Here is a 15,884-nt window from a genome sequence, read left to right as displayed (position 1 = left end):
CTTCGCGCCCTCCTTCGCCCCGCCATGCCCCGGGTCGATGACGATGCGCGCGACGCGCTCCCCCGCCCGTGACAGGGCCGGCAGGAGGCACACGAGCGCGAGGAGGAGGAGCGTGGGGAAGCGGCGCGGCGACATTCGCACCCCGGATGCTACCGGAGCCCCGGCCCGGAGGCGAAATCCGGGCCCGTGCGGCGGGCGCCTCAGCCCACCACGTCGATGCCCGGCCGGCCCGCCTGGACCTCGCCAATGAGGGCCGCGTCCACGCCAGCCTTCTCCAGCGCCTGCACCGCCTTGAGCGCGTGCCTCGCGGGCACGCTGGCCAGGAGGCCCCCATTGGTCTGCGCATCCGCCAGCAGCCACTGGATGTGCTCCGGCAGCCCTTCCGGGAAGCGGACCTTCGACTTCACGTGGGCCAGGTTCGTCTTCGTCCCGCCCGGCACCACGCCCTGCTCCGCCAGGGCCGGCACCTCCGCGATGAGCGGGATGCGCTCCAGGTCCAGGAGCGCCTTCGCCTTCGCGCCGGTCATCATCTCCAGCAGGTGCCCCAGCAGGCCGTAGCCCGTCACGTCCGTGAGCGCGTGCACCTTGAAGGCCCCGGACGCGAACACCTCTCCGGCCGCCTTGTTGAGCGTGGCCATCTGCGCCGTCACCCGCTTCTGGAGCGCCTTGGACGCAAGGCCCCGCTTGATGGCGGTGGTGGCGATGCCGGTGCCCACGGGCTTGGTGAGGATGAGCACGTCCCCGGGCTTCGCCCCCGCGTTGGTGAACACCTTCTTCGGGTGCACCACGCCGGTGACGGCCATGCCGTACTTGGGCTCCGGGTCGCGGATGCTGTGGCCGCCCAGGATGGGGATGCCCGCCTCGTCCGCCTTGGACTGGCCGCCCGCCAGAATCTTCTGCAGCACCTTGAGCGGCAGCTCGTCCGGGAAGCAGACGAGGTTGAGCGCGAACAGCGGCTTCGCGCCCATGGCCCAGATGTCCGACAGCGCGTTCGCCGCGGCGATGGCGCCGAACTGGAACGGGTCGTCCACGATGGGCGGGAAGAAGTCCACCGTCTCCACCACCGCGAGCCCCGGCGCCAGCTGGTACACCGCCGCGTCGTCGCTGGTGGTGAAGCCCACCAGGGCCTGCGGGGGCGCGGCCGTCTTCAGCCCGCCCAGCACCCGCGCCAGGTCCCCTGCCTTGAGCTTCGCCGCGCAGCCCGCGCAGTGGCTCATCTCGGTGAGGCGCTTCGCCTTCACCGACTTCTTGCCCGCCATCGTGTCCCCGCCCTACTCCGCGCGCACGTAGTCGCGCTTCATGAGCTGCACCACGGATTCGGCCGTGAGCACGTCGTCTCCGTCCGAGTGGTCCAGCACCCCGCCCAACGAGCCGTGGTTGTGCACGAGCTGCAGCACGTCCAGCATCTCCGGCGTCAGCTCCTTGAGGGGCGACGTCAGCGGCTGCGCGAGCCGCAGCGCGGTGGCCATGGGCGGCAGCTGCGGCTGCAGGCGCTTGAACTCGTCCAGCTGCCGGAGCGCGTCCATCAGGAGCGCCTCCGTGGACGAGTCCAGCTCCACCATGAACTCCTGGCTGTCCGCGGCGCGCAGCTCGAAGTCACCCTCTTCCCAGGTGACGATGCGGTTGAAGCTCTTCTGCGGGCCCAGGTTGTGGTTGTCGTCGATGACCGCGTAGTACACGCGGCCCTGGCGCAGGTAGATGCGGCCCTCGTGGGCGTTGTTCACCACCAGCACGCCGTTCTTCTTCGACGTGTGGAAGAGCTGGAGCAGGTCCGGGAGGGGGATCTCTTCAATCTTCCCCGTCATGGAGCTGGCCTTGGTCGTGCGCGCGGCCTGCGCGGCGGCGGCCTCCTCCAGCTTCTGCTTCACCACGCTCTCGTCCACGGCGGCGCTCTCCGCGCCCTGGTGCACGAGCTTGAGGATGGAGGTGCCGATGAGGATGCGGTCCCCCTCCTTCAGCCGGGCCTGTTTGACCTTCTCGCCGTTGACGAAGGTGCCGTTGGTGGACCCCAGGTCCTCGATGGTGATCTTCCCATCGGAGAACAGGATCTTCGCGTGCTTGCGCGAGACCATGTCCTCCACGAGCACCATGTCCAACTCACTCGACCGTCCCACGACGATCAGCTTGTCGGACTTCAGCGGGAACTCACCGCCCTGGTACTTCCCGGAGATGAACTTGAGGGCGTAGGACTTCGCCGTACCGCTCGGAGTGCTCACGGTGCCGCGACCTCGATGATGGAAGTTGCCATGGTGCTCAACCCGTCACTTCCGCCTTCCCCGGGTCTTTCACCAGGTTCAGGTACATCTGCGCGCTCTTGTTGCCGGGGCTGCGCACGAGCACGTCTTCCCAGACCTTGACTGCCTCGTCACGGCGTCCCGCCGAATAGAGTGCGATTCCGTAATTGATCCGTCCAGGAATGTACGCCGGATTCTGCGCGATCACCTGTTCGTACTCCGCGAGCGCGGCCACGTTGTCCCCGGCATCCCGGAGCGCGTTGCCCAGCTTGAGGCGGATGTCCACGAACTCCGGGAAGTGCGCCAGCGCGCGGCGGTACTCCTCAATCGCGCGGACCCACACACCGCTGGAGGCGAACACGTCACCGATGTCGGCGTACATGTTGGCCACCTTCTTCATCACGTACGGGTCCAGCTCGCCGGGGGCGCCCTTCTGGCGGGAGAGGGCGGCCTGGTAGACCTCCTTCGCCTCCGCGTACTTCCCCATGTCGTTGTAGATGACCGCCAGGTTGAGGGCGGCCTCCGTGTACGCGGGGTTGAGTCGCAGCGCGGACTCGAAGGCCCGCTGCGCCCGGGCGAACTGGCCCTGGTCGTGGTAGATGATGCCGAGCATGTTGTAGACGTCGGCGAAGGTCGGATTCTGCTCGACCACCTTCGTCAGGTACTGCTCGGCCTGGGCGTACTGCTTCTTCTCGAAGGAGCCGCGCCCGAGGGTCAGTAGCTGCTTGAGGGCTTCTTCCATGACTCGGCCCCGCGCGGGCCCCGTCCTCCTCGGGTAGCCTACATGAGCCCGGGCGAAAACAAGAATTGATCGCCCTCGCGCACGAGCAAAAGCGGTCGCTCCCCCCGGGTGTCCACCGGACGCGACGGCAGGTCCCCCTCCAGGCGGTAGTGCTCCGTCACCACCGCCTCGTCCCGCTCCAGCCGCAGGTACCACGCCGCCACCGTCAGGCGGCGCCGCCGCAGGGGGGCGGCTTCCGCCCACGCCTGCCCCACGCCGCCGTCGCCGCCCGGGCCCGTCAACCGTGCCAGCTCCTGGGGGAGCCCCTGCGCGAGCGCGCGCCGCCGGGCCTCCAGCGCCGCCACCGCCGCCACCAGCCGGGGCGCCACCGAGGGCTGGGGCTTCCACTCCCCCGCTTCCAGCGCGAAGGGCACGCGCTCCACCCCGGCGGTGCTGACGACGGTGGTCCCCAGCACGCCCTCGAAGTCCAGCGTCGCGTAGGCCTCCGCGCTCTGGCCGTCCGGCGCCACCGACACGGCGATGCGCGCGTATTGAATCTTCCGGGAGACGAGCGGGACGGGAGCGCCGGGCACGGGCAGGGACACGCCGTCGTGTTCGGCCTCCTTGAGGGTGGTGATGATCTCCGCCTCCGGCCCGGCCGCGGCGCCGAGCAGGCGCGGGCCGAAGAACAGGAGGGCGGCGGCCAGGGCGAGGGCGGCGATGCCGATGCCGCCCAGCTTGCCCCAGTCCTCCAGGCGCCTCACGAGCCCAGCAGCTTCTGGGCGCGCTCGGCGGCGGGCGTGCCCGGCAGGCGCTTGATGACCTGGCGCAGCGTGTCCTGGGCGCGCTGCGGGTCGTTGAGCTTCCCGTAGGCCGCGTGCAGATCAAAGAGGGCCTGCTCCTCCAGCGGGGTGCCCGGGTAGTTCTTGAGCAGCCCCTCCAGGCGCTGGGCCACGGCCTTCCAGCGCTCGCGCTTGGCGTAGAACGACGCGACGTACAGCTCGTGGCGGGCCAGCCGGAGGCGGGCGTCGTCGGCCTTCTCCGTCGCTTCCTTCACGTACTGCGAATCCGGGTACTGGCGCACGAACAGGTTCATGGCCCGGAGCGCGTCGTACATGGGCTTCTGCTCCTTCTCGTACGAAGGCGGCAGGGCGAAGAACTCCGAGGGGAACTCCTCCACGTAGGAGAGGGCCAGCCGGTACGCGGCGTAGTCCACCTTGGGGTGGGTGGGGTGCAGCTTGATGAATGAATCGAACTTTTCGCGCGCCTCCGGGAACATCTCCCGGGCGAAGTCCAGGTCCGCCAGCTTCAGCTCCGCCTCGCGGGCCGCCTCCAGGTACGGGTACCTGGCGCGGACATGGTCGAAGTACTTCTCCGCCTTGAGGAAGTCGTTGTCCTCCAGCGCGGCGTCCCCCAGCGCCAGGTTCTCGGCGGCCTGGGTGGCGTAGTTGGGCTCGCCCGCGGGCCCCTGGGAGAGGGCCGCGCAGCCGGAGAGCAGCAGGACGGACAGACAGAGGACGACAGAGCGCATCACGCCCCCAAACTATTCGTCCTGCCCGGAGGGGTCCAGCGAAGGTTCACCCACCAGTTGGGTCACGACGTCGGGCGCGAAGCCCCGGCTGAGCAGGAGCCGTCCCGCGCGAGCCTGCTCCTTCGCGTCCAGCGGGCGGCCAGCCAGGCGCCGGCGTTCCAGCACCTGACGGGCGGCGGCCAGCGCGTCGAAGCCCACCGCGTCCTTCGCCGAGGCCAGGGCCTGCCGGGCCACCGCGCCCTCCAGGCCGTGCGCCTGGAGCCGCTGGAGGACGGCGCGCGGCCCCAGCTTCCCCTTGCCCAGGAGGGACGCGGCCCGTTCACGGGCGAACTTCGCGTCGTCCAGGTAGCCCCACTGTTCGAGCCGGGCCATCACCGCTTCGCGCACGGGACTGGCGTAGCCCTTGCGCTCCAGCGCGAGCGTCAGTTCATGGCGGCTGCGGGCGCGCACCGCGAGCAGGCGCAAGCAGGCATCGGTAGCGCGCTGGACAGCCTCCGGGCCTTCGGGCTCCTCAACCATCGCGGAGTCCCTACCATGTGGTAACAGGCCCCGCCATGCACCCCGTTCTTGCCCGCTTCCTCACCGCCGATGCCGCCAAGGAGACGCTTCGCAAGGAGAAGGCGGGTGAACCGCTCACTCCGGAGGAGCAACTCTTCGTGGCCGCCGCGGACGCGAACCCCAAGCAGCGCGCGATGCTGCAGGGCGTGAGCGGCCGCGCGCTGTCCTCCGACGCCCAGGCCGCGCTGGTGCTGCTGGCCGCGCACGCCGCCGCCCGCGCCCTCACGGAGGACCCGGCGCTCACGACGGCCACCCAGAAGGCGCGCGAGGCCCTCAAGGAAGAGGGCGCGAGCGACGAGGAGTCGGACGCCTTCATCGCGTCCATCCTCCTGGAGGAGGCCTTCGGGTACGAGCAGGACGTGGACGCCTTCGACGCCGACTACGTGAAGGAGTCCCTGGGCGAGGTGCCCGCCCTGGCCGCGCTGTCCAAGGAGACCGTGGACGCGCTGTTCCTCGCGTTCATCAAGGGCGCGCCCTCCGAACCGGACCGCAAGGCGCGCGAGCACATGGCCCGCGCCCTCTTTGAAATCGCCTGGGCGGAAGGCCCCACGTCCATCAACCCGGAGCACCTGGAGACGCTGCTCGACAACGAGGTCGTCCAGGAGTCCGACGAGGTGCAGGACGCGCGCGTGCGCGCCACCGTGTCGCTGCTCCAGACACTGGGCCACCAGGGGCTGGTGGGCCCGCTGCGCCTCACCCGGCTGCGTGCGCAGCTGGGTGACGACGACGCCTGAGCGGCGCCGCCAGGAGCCTCCAGCGCGAGGCTCAGAAGCGCTCGATCTGGAAGTCGTCGTCGCCCCCGGCCGCCGGAGCGGGCGCGGGCACCGGAGCGGGCGTGGGCGGACGGGCCGCCTGGGGAGGAGGCATGGGCCGGCCCTGGACGACGCCGGGCGCGGGCGCGGGCGGACGCGGGGCCGCGACCCCGGGCGGAGGCGTCGCGGGCCGGGCGGCCATGGGCGCGCCGGGGCGCGGAGCCTGGGCGGGCGCGGGCTGCGCCGCGGGGGCCGCGGGAGCGGGCGCGGGCGCGCCCTTCTGCGCGAAGGAGGCGGAGCCCGGGATGGGACGCTCGTCGCCGGCCTTGGCGTCGAAGTTGTCCCACTTCGAGTCGGACGTACCGCTGATGCCGGAGAAGCGCAGCGCGAAGTCGTCCGGGTTGCTGGCCTGGCGGTGGGCCTCTTCGTAGGTGACGAGCCCGTTGCGCACGAGGCTCATCAGCGACTGGTCGAAGGTCTGCATCCCGTAGGAGTCCGTGCCCTGCGAGATGGCGTCGTGGATCTCCTTCGTGCGGTCCTTGTCCTCAATCAGCTCGCGCACGCGCGCGGTGACGCGAAGCACCTCCACCGCCGCCACGCGGCCCTTGCCGTCCGCGCGCGGAACGAGCCGCTGGCTCACCACGCCGCGCAGCACGCTGGAGAGCTGCAGGCGCACCTGCTTCTGCTGGTGCGGGGGGAAGGCGGACACGATGCGGTTGATGGTCTCCGTCGCGTCCAGCGTGTGCAGCGTGGACATCACGAGGTGACCCGTCTCCGCCGCGTGGAGGGCCGTCTCAATCGTTTCGTGGTCGCGCATTTCGCCCACGAGGATGACGTCCGGGTCCTGGCGCAGCGCGCTCTTGAGGGCCTGCGAGAAGCTCATCGTGTCCACACCCACTTCGCGCTGGTTCACGATGGAGCGCTTGTCGCGGATGAGGAACTCGATGGGGTCCTCGATGGTCATGATGTGGTTGGTCTCGTTGGAGTTGATGAAGTCGATCATCGCCGCCAACGTCGTGGACTTGCCGGAGCCCGTGGTGCCCGTCACCAGCACCAGCCCGCGCTCCTCGCCGCACACCTTCTCCAGCACCGTGGGCAGGAGCAGGTCCTTCATCGTCATGACCTTGAAGGGGATGACGCGCAGCACCGCGCCCACCGTGCCGCGCTGCTGGAAGACGTTCACGCGGAAGCGGCCCAGGCCGGGCACTCCGTAGGCCAGGTCCACCTCGTTGCTGACCTTGAACTTCTCCTTCTGGAACTCGTTCATGATGCCGAACGCCATGCGCGCCACCTCTTCCGGAGGCAGGCGGCGGCCGTCCTTGAGCGGCACCAGCGACCCGTCCACGCGGAACATGGGCGGCAGGCCCGCCTTCAGGTGGATGTCGGAGGCGCCGCCACGCAGGGCGATCTGCAGGATTTCGTTGAGTTCCATGGGAGGGCCCGGATGGTAGCAGAACGGCCGCGCCACCCGCGACGGCACGCAGGGTCGCCTGCCCGCAAAGCAAAACGGCGGAGGTCCCTTGAGAGGACCCCCGCCGTGGAGCGGCTCCAACGAGCCGACAAGCGGATTAGCGCTTGGAGAACTGGAACCGACGACGGGCGCCGGGCTGGCCGTACTTCTTGCGCTCGACCGCGCGAGCATCGCGGGTGAGGAAGCCGGCCTTCTTCAGCGCCGGACGGAACTCCGGGTTGAAGGCGCACAGCGCGCGCGCGATGCCGTGACGGATGGCACCGGCCTGGCCAGAGAGACCGCCGCCGCGCACGTTGACCGTGACGTCGAGCTTGCCCTTCTGCTCCAGGATGTCGAGCGGCTGGTTGAGCACCATCTTCGACGTCTCACGGCCGAAGTACTCGTTGATGTCGCGGCCGTTGATGACCACGAGGCCATTGCCAGGACGCAGCCACACGCGAGCGGTGGCCTCCTTGCGGCGGCCGGTGGCGTAGAAACCGAGTTCAGGATTGATCGCCATGGCTGTTCCTTACGCCTCGACGTTGTACGCCACCGGCTTCTGCGCGGTGTGCGGATGGGTGTCACCAGCATACACCTTGAGCTTCGTCATCATCTGACGGCCCAGGGCGCTGCGCGGGAGCATGCGACGCACGGCGTTGAGGATGACGTCCTCAGGGTGCCGGGCGCGGAGCTTCTGCAGGTTGGTGATCTTCAGGGCGCCGGGGAAACCCGCGTACGGGTGACGGTAGTACAGCTTGTCCGTCTCCTTCGTACCCGTCACCTTCACCTTGTCGGCGTTGATGACGATGACGTGGTCGCCCGTGTCGATGGACGGGGTGTACGTCGGCTTGTGCTTGCCCTTCAGGAGGGTGGCAATCTGACTGGCGGCGCGGCCAAGCACCTTGTCGGACACGTCAATGACGTGCCACTGGCGCTTGATGTCCGCGGCCTTGGCGCTGTAGGTCTTCTGCGACATTTCGTGCACTCCAAACTTCGGCGCGACACCCAGGTGCATGCCAGGGGACGCGTGCTCGTGCGAAACCAACCGCGGGTCCTCCGCCAAAACTCCGACAGAAGCCCGGAAAGGCCGAACCTCCTAGCGGGACCCTGGGATCAAGTCAAGGTCGGGCGCATGGGGCCTGGAAATCCGGCCGCCTAGGGCACCCGGCCAGCCGCTCCCGGGCCCGGCCCCCCGCCAGAAGGCCCCGGCGGAGGCTTCTTGAAGCGCTCCTTCAGGTTGGCGAAGAAGTTCTTCTCCTTCTCATCCGGCGGACCTTGACGCGGCGCGTCCATGTCGACGTTCTCGAAGGCGTCCGGGGGCAGATCCTCCAGGAAGCGCGAGGGGGTGCGGGGCACCTCCTTGCCGCGCTTCACGCGCACGGTGGAGCGCGTGAGGTAGAGCAGCTCCTTGGCGCGGGTGATGCCCACGTAGCAGAGCCGGCGCTCCTCCTCGAGGTTCTGCGCCTCGCCCTGCATGCCGCCGTGGGGCATCAGGTCCTCCTCCATGCCGATGAAGAAGACGAGCCGGTACTCCAGGCCCTTGGAGGCGTGCAGCGACATGAGCGTCACGCGGCGGTTCTGGCCGGGGACCTCTTCCTCCTCCTGGCGCGTGTCCAGGCTGAGGCGGTTCAGGTACGTGAGGAGGCTGGCCTTGGGGCCCTCGCGCTTCTCGAACTTCTCCAGCGACGCGAGCACGTGGTCCACGCTCTTGAGCTTCTTGTCCGCGGCGGTGCCGGAGACGGCCTTGGCGCGGGTGGCCTCGCGAAAGCCAATCTCCTCCAGCAGCTTCTGCGTCGCCTCCGACAGGCGGGGGGCCTGGGAGAAGGCGTCGCGGTAGCGCTCCACCATCTCCACGAACTCCAGCACCTTGCCGCCCGCGCCCGCCGGCAGGTCCTCGTAGGTGTCCGCGCGACGCATGGCCGTCCACAGCGTCACGCCCTGGGCGCGCGCGTGCCCGTGCAGCCGCTCCATCGTCACGTCGCCAATGCCTCGCGGCGGCACGTTGACGATGCGCATGAGGCTGATTTCATCCAGCCGGTTGGCGAGCACCTTGAAGTACGCGATGACGTCCTTCACCTCGCTGCGGTCGAAGAACTCGCTGCCGCCCACCACTTCGTAGGCGATGTTCTTCTCGCGCAGCATCTCCTCCACCGCGCGGGACTGACCGTTGGTGCGGTAGAGCACCGCGATGTCGTCCGCGGCGACGCCCTGGGAGATGTGCTTCTGGATTTCGTGCGCGACGAAGCGGGCCTCCTCCTCGTCGTTGGGACACGCCACCACCTTCACCAGCTCGCCGCCCCGCCGGTCGGTCCACATGCGCTTGTCCTTGCGCTCGGGGTTCTTGGCGATGACGGCGTTGGCCGCGTCCAGCACGCGCTGGGACGAGCGGTAGTTCTGCTCCAGCCGCACCTCCTTGCCGCCCGGGAAGTGCCGATCAAAGTCGAGGATGTTGCGCACCTCCGCGCCTCTCCACGAATAGATGCACTGGTCGTCGTCACCCACCGCGCACACGTTGCGTGACTCGCCCGCGAGCAGCTTGAGCAAGTCCAGCTGGGCGTGGTTGGTGTCCTGGAACTCGTCCACCAGGAGGTAGCGGAAGCGCTGCGTGTACTTGCGGTGCAGGTCCGGGTGTTCGCGCAAGAGGCGCGCGGGCAGCACCAGCAGGTCGTCGAAGTCCACCGAGCCCTGCGCCTTGAGCGCGAGCTGGTAGTCCGCGAACACCATGGCGGTGATGAGGTCGTAGTCGTCCCCCAGCCCCTCGCCTTTAGGCTGCGGCACCTCGCCGGAGTTCTTCGCCTTGGAGATGAGGGTGAGGACCTTGCGCGCGTCGAAGGCGCGGTCGTCGATGCGCTTCTCGCGCATGGCGCGGCGGATGATGGCCAGCTGGTCACCCATGTCCGCGATGGCGAACTTCTTGGGCCACCCCAGCCGGTGGATGTCCTCGCGCAGCACCTCCGCGCCGAACGCGTGGAAGGTGCACACCAGCACGCCCTGGGCGCGCGGGCCGGCCATGTGGACCAGCCGCTCCTTCATCTCCGTGGCGGCCTTGTTGGTGAAGGTGACGGCCAGGATGTTGCGGGCGAGCAGGTGGCCCGGCCGCTCGTTGAGCAGGTGGACGATGCGGTGGGTGATGACCCGCGTCTTGCCGCTGCCGGCGCCCGCCAGTACGAGCAGGGGACCCTGGGTCGTCAGCACCGCCTCACGCTGTGGAGGATTGAGCTTCGAAAGGTCCATTGCGCGCAGGCCGGGGATACCCTTTGATTCGTTCGTGCGCGACTATTTCCTACGGCTGGCCACCGCGGCCCTCGCGCTCGGCGTGGGCGGCGGATGCCTTGACGGCGAACGCACGACATCTCCCACCCCGCGCGATGTGGTGACGACCGCCGCACCGTGCGTGTACTTCAAGGACCTGGCGCCCTTCCTCCCCGACACGCTGGAGGGTTTCACGGTGGGCTCCACCGGGGGCTCCACCGGCAAGTACGGGGACGTGTCCGTGTCGGAGGCGGAGCGGACCTACACGCGCGGCGAGGGGCGTGAGGTGAAGGTGCGCATCGTGGACACCACGATGGGGCTCAAGCTGGGGCAGGCCATCCGGGAGGCGGCGCAGAAGGCGCGAGGCCGTGCAGCGAGCGACCCGACGGCCCCCATCCAGTGGAAGGAAGCCGTGGGCTTCGTGCGGTATGACGCGGACGAGGCCGTGGCGGAAGCCAACCTCCTGGTGGGCGACCGTTTCGTGGTGGCCGTCACCAGCCGCGGCTTCCCCAGCACCGTGGAGGTGCGACGGGTGGCACGCGGCATCGACCTGGCCGGGCTCGCCCGGCTGCAGTGATTCCAGTCCGATTCGAGTTCAAGGAGCGTCCGTGGCGGTGAAGGAGAAGGGGTCCCGGCCCCAGACGGCCCAGGAGTTGTTGGAGCAGGAGAAGACGGCGCGCCTGGGGGTGTCCTCCCTGGGCAAGCGCGAGTTCCTGGAGCAGTTCCAGAAGCTGTCCAAGAGCTACGCGGTGGACCCGGGCAACCCCGGCTCCTACGCGTGCGAGGGCTGTCAGCGCTGCGCCAACTGCATGTTCTGCAAGGACTGCGACAGCTGCCACCAGTGCACGCACTGCACGCGCTGCGAGCTGTGCACCAGCTGCTCGCACTGCGTGGAGTGCAAGAACTGCCACGCGTGCGCCTACTGCGTGCAGAGCGAGAACTGCTCCAACAGCGCGTACGTGGTGCTGAGCAAGAACCTGCAGGACTGCAACTACTGCTTCGGGTGCGTGGGCCTGTCCAAGAAGGACTTCCACATCCTCAACGTCGGCTTCCCCCGCACCGAGTACTTCAAGGTCGTGGGGAGGCTGCGCAAGGACCTGGGCATCCCGTAGCGCGGCCTCCTTCCGCGCCCTGTCTAGAGGGCGCGCACGTAGAGGGCCTTGAGGTACTCCGTCTCCAGCAGGCCCGCGAGCACCGGGTGATCCAACCCGGCGCCGCGGCGCTCCAGGATCTGCACCGGCCGCTTCGCGTCCACGGCCGCGTCCAGCACCATGGACTCGAAGCCCTCGCGGTCCAGCTTCCCCGAGCACGAGCACGTCACCAGGAGCCCGTCCGGCTTGAGGCAGCGCAGGGCGCGCAGGTTGAGCTCGTGGTAGGCGCGCAGCGCGGTGGCCAGGCCCTCGCGGCGCTTGGCGAGCCCCGGCGGGTCCAGGACGATGGTGTCGAAGCGGCGGCCCTCCTGGTCGAAGCGGCGCAGCACGTCGAAGGCGTTGGCGTTCTCCACCTGCACGTTGGCGCGGCCGTTGGCGTCCGCGTTGGACTTCGCGCGCGCGGCGGCCTTCGCGTCCTGCTCCACCGCGAGCACCGACGTGCAGTGCTTCGCCAGCGCGAGCGCGAAGCCGCCGTGGTAGCTGAAGCAGTCCAGCGCGTCGCCCCGGCCCAGCTCGCCCGCGCGCAGGTGGTTGTCCACCTGGTCCAGGAACGCGCCCGTCTTCATGTCGCCCAGCAGGTCGACCTCGAAGCGGTTCTCCCCCTCGTGGTAGCTGAAGCGCGCGTCGCCCTGTCCGTGCAGCAGGCGCACCTCGCGCGGCAGGTTCTCGAAGTCGCGGCCGGAGGCGTCGTCGCGGCACACCACGTGGGTGGCCCCTGTCTTCTCCACCAGCACGCGCGCGAGCATCTCCTTGCGGGCGTCCATGCCCTCGGAGAGCGTTTGAATCGTGAGGCCCGGGCCGTAGCGGTCCACGAAGAAGCCGGGCAGCAGGTCCGCCTCGCCGTGCACGAGCCGGAGGCCATCCCGTCCGGGGAGCACCGCCCGGCGGGCGAGCGCGGCCTCCACGCGGCGGCGGAAGAAGGCGTCGTCCACCTTCTCCTCGGCGGGGCTCTTGCGGGTGAGCAGGCGCAGGGCGAGCGGGGAGCGGCGGGCGTAGAGCGCCTGCCCGATGGGGTTGCCCTGCGGGTCCACCACCGCCACCACCGCGCCCGGCGTGTCGGTGGCGGGGGGCTCCATCAGCTCCGTGCGGTACAGCCAGGGGGTGCCACGACGCAGCGTCTTGGCGCCCTTCAGGCTGACACGGGCAGTGGGAAGGGAAGGCATGTGGGGCTCACTCCAGGCCGCGTGCGGCCAGTTCCTCGTCGTCCTCCCCTCGCAGATGCCCGATTTCATGCAGCAGTGTCACGCGAATCTGTTCGCGCAGCTCCTCGGGGGTGCGAACCGCCCGGGCCAGGTTGCGCCGGTAGAGGGCCACGGAGCGGCACGGCGTCTCCGTCCCGTCGCACGGCTCGTGGAGGGAGGGTCCCCGGAACAGGCCCAGGATGGTGGGCGACAGGGGCGGCTGGTTGGCCAGCAGGTCGTCCTCCGAGGGCAGCTCCTCCGTGGCCACCGGCACGCCCGAAAGGTCCCGGTGCATGTCCTCCGGGAGGTCCGCCAGCGCCCGCGTTACCTGGGCCTTGAACTCCTCCGGCGACGGCAGGGGCGGTGGGGGGAAGTCCTCGGGCTCCAGCGCGCGGGCCTGCGCGAAGTGCTCCTCCGCCTGCTTCCAGCGCCCCTCGCGCTCCAGGAGCAGCCCCAGGTGCTGGTGGGCGTGGGCGGCGCGCCCCTTGTCCGGCAGGAGCGACGTGAAGGCCGCCTTCGCCTCCCGGAAGCGGCACAGCTCGAAGAGGGCCAGGGCCTTCTCGTACTTCGCCTCGGCGTTGCCCGGCTCGCGGGCCAGGACGATGGCGGAGCGCTCCAGCGCCTGCTCCGACTGCCCCAGGTCGTTGAAGGCCATGGCCGCCACCAGCGCCAGGGCCGGGACGAGCTCCGGGGGCGTGGAGGGCTGGGACAGGCCGCGCTCGGCGTAGAGCGCGCCCAGTTCGTCCCGCTCGCGCGAGGAGGGCAGCTGCACCGCGTACAGGTGCGCGGCGGCCAGCAGCGCGTCCGGGTCCCCGGGGTCGATGGCCAGCGCCCGGGCGAAGGCGAGCTGCGCCTCGGGCTCGCGGTCGAGGGCCGCGAGCGCCGCGCCGCGCTCGGCGTGGGCCGCCGCGGAGTCCGGATCCAGCGCGGCGGCCTGCGCGGCACAGGAGAGCGCCGCGTCGAACCGGGCCCCGTCGTAGTAGCTGCGGGCCGCGTCCAGGGGGGCCTCGCCCCGCGAATCGCACACGGCCAGCGGGTGCACCTCCGCCACGGCGTCCTCCGGCGGCGACACGGAGGCCCGGAGGCCCCCGTCGCCAGGGCCCGTGGCGTGGGCGAGCGACCCCGCGTCAGCGCTCACGGAGACCTGCGCACCCGCATCCGTGCCCGCGTCGGCGGCGGCCGGAGGCGAGCGTTTACAGGATGCGAGCAGGAGACAGACAGCGAGCAGACCGCGCCGCGACATGGGCCGGAAGGCTATGGCATCCGCCCCATCCACCGGAAGCGGGGACGTGCCTGCCCGCTCGAAGGGTCCCTTCCCCACTCCGGCTGCACTACCCTGCCCTTCCCATGAAGACCCCCGGCGACCTCGGCGACCTCGGCGACCTCATCCTGGCCTCCACCTCCAGCGCGCGCAGGGCCCTGATGGACGGGCTGGGCCTGCCCTACCACACCGAAGCCCCGGGCGTGGACGAAGACGTGCCCTCCACCCTGTCCGCCGAGGAGGCCGTCCGGAGCCTCGCGGCGCGCAAGGCCCGCGCGGTCCACGCGCGCCATCCGGAGGCCTGGGTGATTGGCGCGGATCAGCTCGTGGAGGTGGGCCACGGCGTGCTGGGCAAGCCCCAGGACAGGGACGCCGCGCGCGGACAGCTCCAGCGGCTTCTGGGCCACACCCACGCCATCCACACCGGCGTGTGCCTGGTGGGGCCCGGAGGCCATTTCGCGGAGGCGGTGGAGACCACGCGCCTCACCTTCTTCCCCGTCCCGCCCGAGGAGCTGGAGCGCTACCTGGACACCGGCGAGTGGGAGGGCTGCGCGGGCAGCTACCGCGTGGAGGGCCAGGGACAGGCGCTGCTCGCGAAGCTGGAGGGCGACCGCACCAACGTGCAGGGCCTGCCCATGCTGTCGGTGGTGCGGCTCCTGCGGCAGGCGGGCTTCATGTTCTTCCCCCGCCCGTGAGGCCCGGCCCGGCGGTGCATCACCCCGCGCTGGACAGCTCCGCCAGTATCTCCTGGTACGCGGCGCGGGCCTTGTCGGACTGGTCCGCCTTGAAGCTCACCGCGGACACGACCGGGTGCCCGCCCCCGCCGTAGCGGCCAGCGATGGCGGCCAGGTCGTGCTTGCGCGTCTCCGGCCTCCACGGGTTGGAGCCCAGGGACACCTTGGCGCGCGACGCGCCCCGCCCCACCCAGAGCGTGTAGCGCGCATCCGGGTAGAGCGCGTAGGCGATGAACTTGTTGAGGCTGTCCACGCCCTCGTCCACGAGGTCGAAGAAGACGACGCCGTGCTCGTAGCGGGCCTTCTCACGCACGAGGTCGATGTTGCGCTGGTGCCGGAAGAGCAGCGGCTCCAGCGGGGCGGCGATGAGGGGCGAGGCGGCGATGTCCGCGAGCGACTCGGACTGCATCCGGCGGATGACCTCCGGGATGAGGGTGTCGTCCTTCGTGGACTCCAGCACCGTCATGATGCGCAGCGCGGGCTCCTCCAGCGCCACCGCCATCTGGGGACTGGGGAACTGCGCCCCGTCGATGAGCTCCGCCCAGTGCAGCAGGTCCGACAGCGGCGAGGCGTCCCAGCCGAAGCGCTCGCGCGCCACGTCCGCCAGGTACAGCGTGCAGCTCTTGCGGTGCGCGTCGTGGAACTTCTGGCCGCTGGTGTCACGCTGGAAGTGGGACTCGTCCCCGGGCTGCTGGAAGGCGGAGGCGTGGTGATCAAACCACCAGGTGAGCCGCGCGTCCTGGCTGTAGCGGAAGTCGACGATGACGTTCTCGTCCCCGGTGAAGACGGCCGGGTCGATGCCCTCCGCGCCCGGCTTGTGGGACAGGCCCCGGTAGCTGAACGTCGCGTCCGCGCGCACGCGCTCCCGGTAGAAGCGGGTGAAGACCGCGGCGCTGGCCGCGCCGTCGAAACAGTTGTCGTGGAAGAGGACCTGGACTCGCATGGCGGTCCGCCGTTTACCCTGAATCCTCCGCCCCCGCCCAACTGGCCTCCCGGGCCCCGTGGCTGTCCAGCCGCAGGGGCGTGGCCCAGGGGTGACACTTGACCCCCACCCTGGTG

17 protein-coding genes are annotated in these 15,884 nt (G+C 70.2%); 4 read left to right on the top strand and 13 right to left on the bottom strand.

Annotation, left to right across the window (positions count from 1 at the left end; translation table 11 throughout):
• Nucleotides 1-200: 200 nt before the first annotated feature.
• Genes selD through D7X12_RS28735 form a run of 6 tightly spaced genes read right to left on the bottom strand, consistent with a single transcriptional unit; the run spans nt 201 to nt 5,005 of the window.
• Nucleotides 201-1,259, bottom strand: a complete 1,059-nt coding sequence (selD, locus tag D7X12_RS28760; RefSeq protein WP_120628460.1) for a selenide, water dikinase SelD — start codon at nt 1,257-1,259, stop codon at nt 201-203.
• A gap of 12 nt (nt 1,260-1,271) precedes the next feature.
• Nucleotides 1,272-2,216, bottom strand: a complete 945-nt coding sequence (locus D7X12_RS28755) for an FHA domain-containing protein (RefSeq protein WP_120628459.1) — start codon at nt 2,214-2,216, stop codon at nt 1,272-1,274.
• Nucleotides 2,217-2,253: 37 nt separating this feature from the next.
• Nucleotides 2,254-2,976: a tetratricopeptide repeat protein gene (locus tag D7X12_RS28750; protein WP_120628458.1), complete on the bottom strand. Its 723-nt coding sequence runs from the start codon at nt 2,974-2,976 to the stop codon at nt 2,254-2,256.
• A 38-nt stretch (nt 2,977-3,014) separates the two neighbouring features.
• Nucleotides 3,015-3,719, bottom strand: coding sequence for a hypothetical protein (locus tag D7X12_RS28745; RefSeq protein WP_120628457.1), 705 nt, complete (start codon nt 3,717-3,719; stop codon nt 3,015-3,017).
• Nucleotides 3,716-4,486 (bottom strand): outer membrane protein assembly factor BamD, encoded by a 771-nt coding sequence (locus tag D7X12_RS28740; RefSeq protein WP_120628456.1) that lies wholly within the window; start codon nt 4,484-4,486, stop codon nt 3,716-3,718. The genes D7X12_RS28745 and D7X12_RS28740 overlap by 4 nt, the downstream gene beginning before the upstream one ends.
• Before the next feature lie 12 nt (nt 4,487-4,498).
• The gene (locus D7X12_RS28735; RefSeq protein WP_120628455.1) at nt 4,499-5,005 is read right to left on the bottom strand and encodes a regulatory protein RecX; all 507 of its coding nucleotides are present in this window, start codon (nt 5,003-5,005) and stop codon (nt 4,499-4,501) included.
• 35 nt (nt 5,006-5,040) lie between these two features.
• On the opposite strand from D7X12_RS28735, the gene D7X12_RS28730 reads away from it, so the two are divergent.
• Nucleotides 5,041-5,778, top strand: a complete 738-nt coding sequence (locus D7X12_RS28730) for a hypothetical protein (protein WP_120628454.1) — start codon at nt 5,041-5,043, stop codon at nt 5,776-5,778.
• A gap of 31 nt (nt 5,779-5,809) precedes the next feature.
• On the opposite strand, the gene D7X12_RS28725 is transcribed toward D7X12_RS28730, so the two are convergent.
• The 4 genes from D7X12_RS28725 to D7X12_RS28710 all read right to left on the bottom strand — a co-directional run bounded on the left by D7X12_RS28725 (nt 5,810) and on the right by D7X12_RS28710 (nt 10,480).
• Nucleotides 5,810-7,228, bottom strand: coding sequence for a type IV pilus twitching motility protein PilT (locus D7X12_RS28725; RefSeq protein ID WP_120628462.1), 1,419 nt, complete (start codon nt 7,226-7,228; stop codon nt 5,810-5,812).
• A gap of 136 nt (nt 7,229-7,364) precedes the next feature.
• Nucleotides 7,365-7,766 (bottom strand): 30S ribosomal protein S9, encoded by a 402-nt coding sequence (gene rpsI / locus D7X12_RS28720; RefSeq protein WP_120611701.1) that lies wholly within the window; start codon nt 7,764-7,766, stop codon nt 7,365-7,367.
• 9 nt (nt 7,767-7,775) lie between these two features.
• The gene (gene rplM, locus D7X12_RS28715; protein WP_120628453.1) at nt 7,776-8,222 is read right to left on the bottom strand and encodes a 50S ribosomal protein L13; all 447 of its coding nucleotides are present in this window, start codon (nt 8,220-8,222) and stop codon (nt 7,776-7,778) included.
• Nucleotides 8,223-8,401: 179 nt separating this feature from the next.
• Nucleotides 8,402-10,480: an ATP-dependent helicase gene (locus D7X12_RS28710; protein WP_120628452.1), complete on the bottom strand. Its 2,079-nt coding sequence runs from the start codon at nt 10,478-10,480 to the stop codon at nt 8,402-8,404.
• Nucleotides 10,481-10,514: 34 nt separating this feature from the next.
• Here D7X12_RS28710 and D7X12_RS28705 point away from each other — a divergent pair, with 34 nt between their 5' ends.
• Together D7X12_RS28705 and D7X12_RS28700 are read left to right on the top strand one after the other, a co-directional pair.
• Nucleotides 10,515-11,075: a hypothetical protein gene (locus tag D7X12_RS28705; RefSeq protein ID WP_244224840.1), complete on the top strand. Its 561-nt coding sequence runs from the start codon at nt 10,515-10,517 to the stop codon at nt 11,073-11,075.
• Nucleotides 11,076-11,106: 31 nt separating this feature from the next.
• On the top strand, nt 11,107-11,610 hold the full coding sequence (locus D7X12_RS28700; RefSeq protein WP_244224839.1) for a caib/baif family protein: 504 nt from the start codon (nt 11,107-11,109) through the stop codon (nt 11,608-11,610).
• Nucleotides 11,611-11,633: 23 nt separating this feature from the next.
• On the opposite strand, the gene D7X12_RS28695 is transcribed toward D7X12_RS28700, so the two are convergent.
• The gene (locus D7X12_RS28695) at nt 11,634-12,812 is read right to left on the bottom strand and encodes a class I SAM-dependent rRNA methyltransferase (protein ID WP_120628451.1); all 1,179 of its coding nucleotides are present in this window, start codon (nt 12,810-12,812) and stop codon (nt 11,634-11,636) included.
• A gap of 7 nt (nt 12,813-12,819) precedes the next feature.
• Nucleotides 12,820-14,073 (bottom strand): metallopeptidase family protein, encoded by a 1,254-nt coding sequence (locus D7X12_RS28690; protein ID WP_120628450.1) that lies wholly within the window; start codon nt 14,071-14,073, stop codon nt 12,820-12,822.
• Between the two features lie 104 nt (nt 14,074-14,177).
• On the opposite strand from D7X12_RS28690, the gene D7X12_RS28685 reads away from it, so the two are divergent.
• Nucleotides 14,178-14,786 carry a Maf family protein gene (locus tag D7X12_RS28685; protein WP_120628449.1) on the top strand — a complete coding sequence of 203 codons (609 nt, stop codon included), beginning with the start codon at nt 14,178-14,180 and terminating at the stop codon, nt 14,784-14,786.
• Between the two features lie 19 nt (nt 14,787-14,805).
• Here the strand turns inward: D7X12_RS28685 and D7X12_RS28680 are convergent, their stop codons facing one another.
• Nucleotides 14,806-15,768: a hypothetical protein gene (locus D7X12_RS28680; RefSeq protein WP_120628448.1), complete on the bottom strand. Its 963-nt coding sequence runs from the start codon at nt 15,766-15,768 to the stop codon at nt 14,806-14,808.
• Nucleotides 15,769-15,884: the final 116 nt, after the last annotated feature.

This window comes from Corallococcus sicarius (assembly GCF_003611735.1).
GTDB classification, from domain to species: Bacteria; Myxococcota; Myxococcia; order Myxococcales; family Myxococcaceae; genus Corallococcus; species Corallococcus sicarius.
The sequence above is the reverse complement of the archived record's forward strand: the minus strand, read 5'-3'. Positions and strand labels throughout refer to the sequence as shown.

Coding starts and splice junctions, on each gene's coding strand:
- selD (WP_120628460.1), bottom strand. CDS start 1,259: ATGGCGGGCAAGAAGTCGGTGAAGGCGAAGCGCCTCACCGAGATGAGC.
- D7X12_RS28750 (WP_120628458.1), bottom strand. CDS start 2,976: ATGGAAGAAGCCCTCAAGCAGCTACTGACCCTCGGGCGCGGCTCCTTC.
- D7X12_RS28740 (WP_120628456.1), bottom strand. CDS start 4,486: ATGCGCTCTGTCGTCCTCTGTCTGTCCGTCCTGCTGCTCTCCGGCTGC.
- D7X12_RS28735 (WP_120628455.1), bottom strand. CDS start 5,005: ATGGTTGAGGAGCCCGAAGGCCCGGAGGCTGTCCAGCGCGCTACCGAT.
- D7X12_RS28730 (WP_120628454.1), top strand. CDS start 5,041: ATGCACCCCGTTCTTGCCCGCTTCCTCACCGCCGATGCCGCCAAGGAG.
- D7X12_RS28725 (WP_120628462.1), bottom strand. CDS start 7,228: ATGGAACTCAACGAAATCCTGCAGATCGCCCTGCGTGGCGGCGCCTCC.
- rpsI (WP_120611701.1), bottom strand. CDS start 7,766: ATGGCGATCAATCCTGAACTCGGTTTCTACGCCACCGGCCGCCGCAAG.
- rplM (WP_120628453.1), bottom strand. CDS start 8,222: ATGTCGCAGAAGACCTACAGCGCCAAGGCCGCGGACATCAAGCGCCAG.
- D7X12_RS28710 (WP_120628452.1), bottom strand. CDS start 10,480: ATGGACCTTTCGAAGCTCAATCCTCCACAGCGTGAGGCGGTGCTGACG.
- D7X12_RS28695 (WP_120628451.1), bottom strand. CDS start 12,812: ATGCCTTCCCTTCCCACTGCCCGTGTCAGCCTGAAGGGCGCCAAGACG.
- D7X12_RS28690 (WP_120628450.1), bottom strand. CDS start 14,073: ATGTCGCGGCGCGGTCTGCTCGCTGTCTGTCTCCTGCTCGCATCCTGT.
- D7X12_RS28685 (WP_120628449.1), top strand. CDS start 14,178: ATGAAGACCCCCGGCGACCTCGGCGACCTCGGCGACCTCATCCTGGCC.
- D7X12_RS28680 (WP_120628448.1), bottom strand. CDS start 15,768: ATGCGAGTCCAGGTCCTCTTCCACGACAACTGTTTCGACGGCGCGGCC.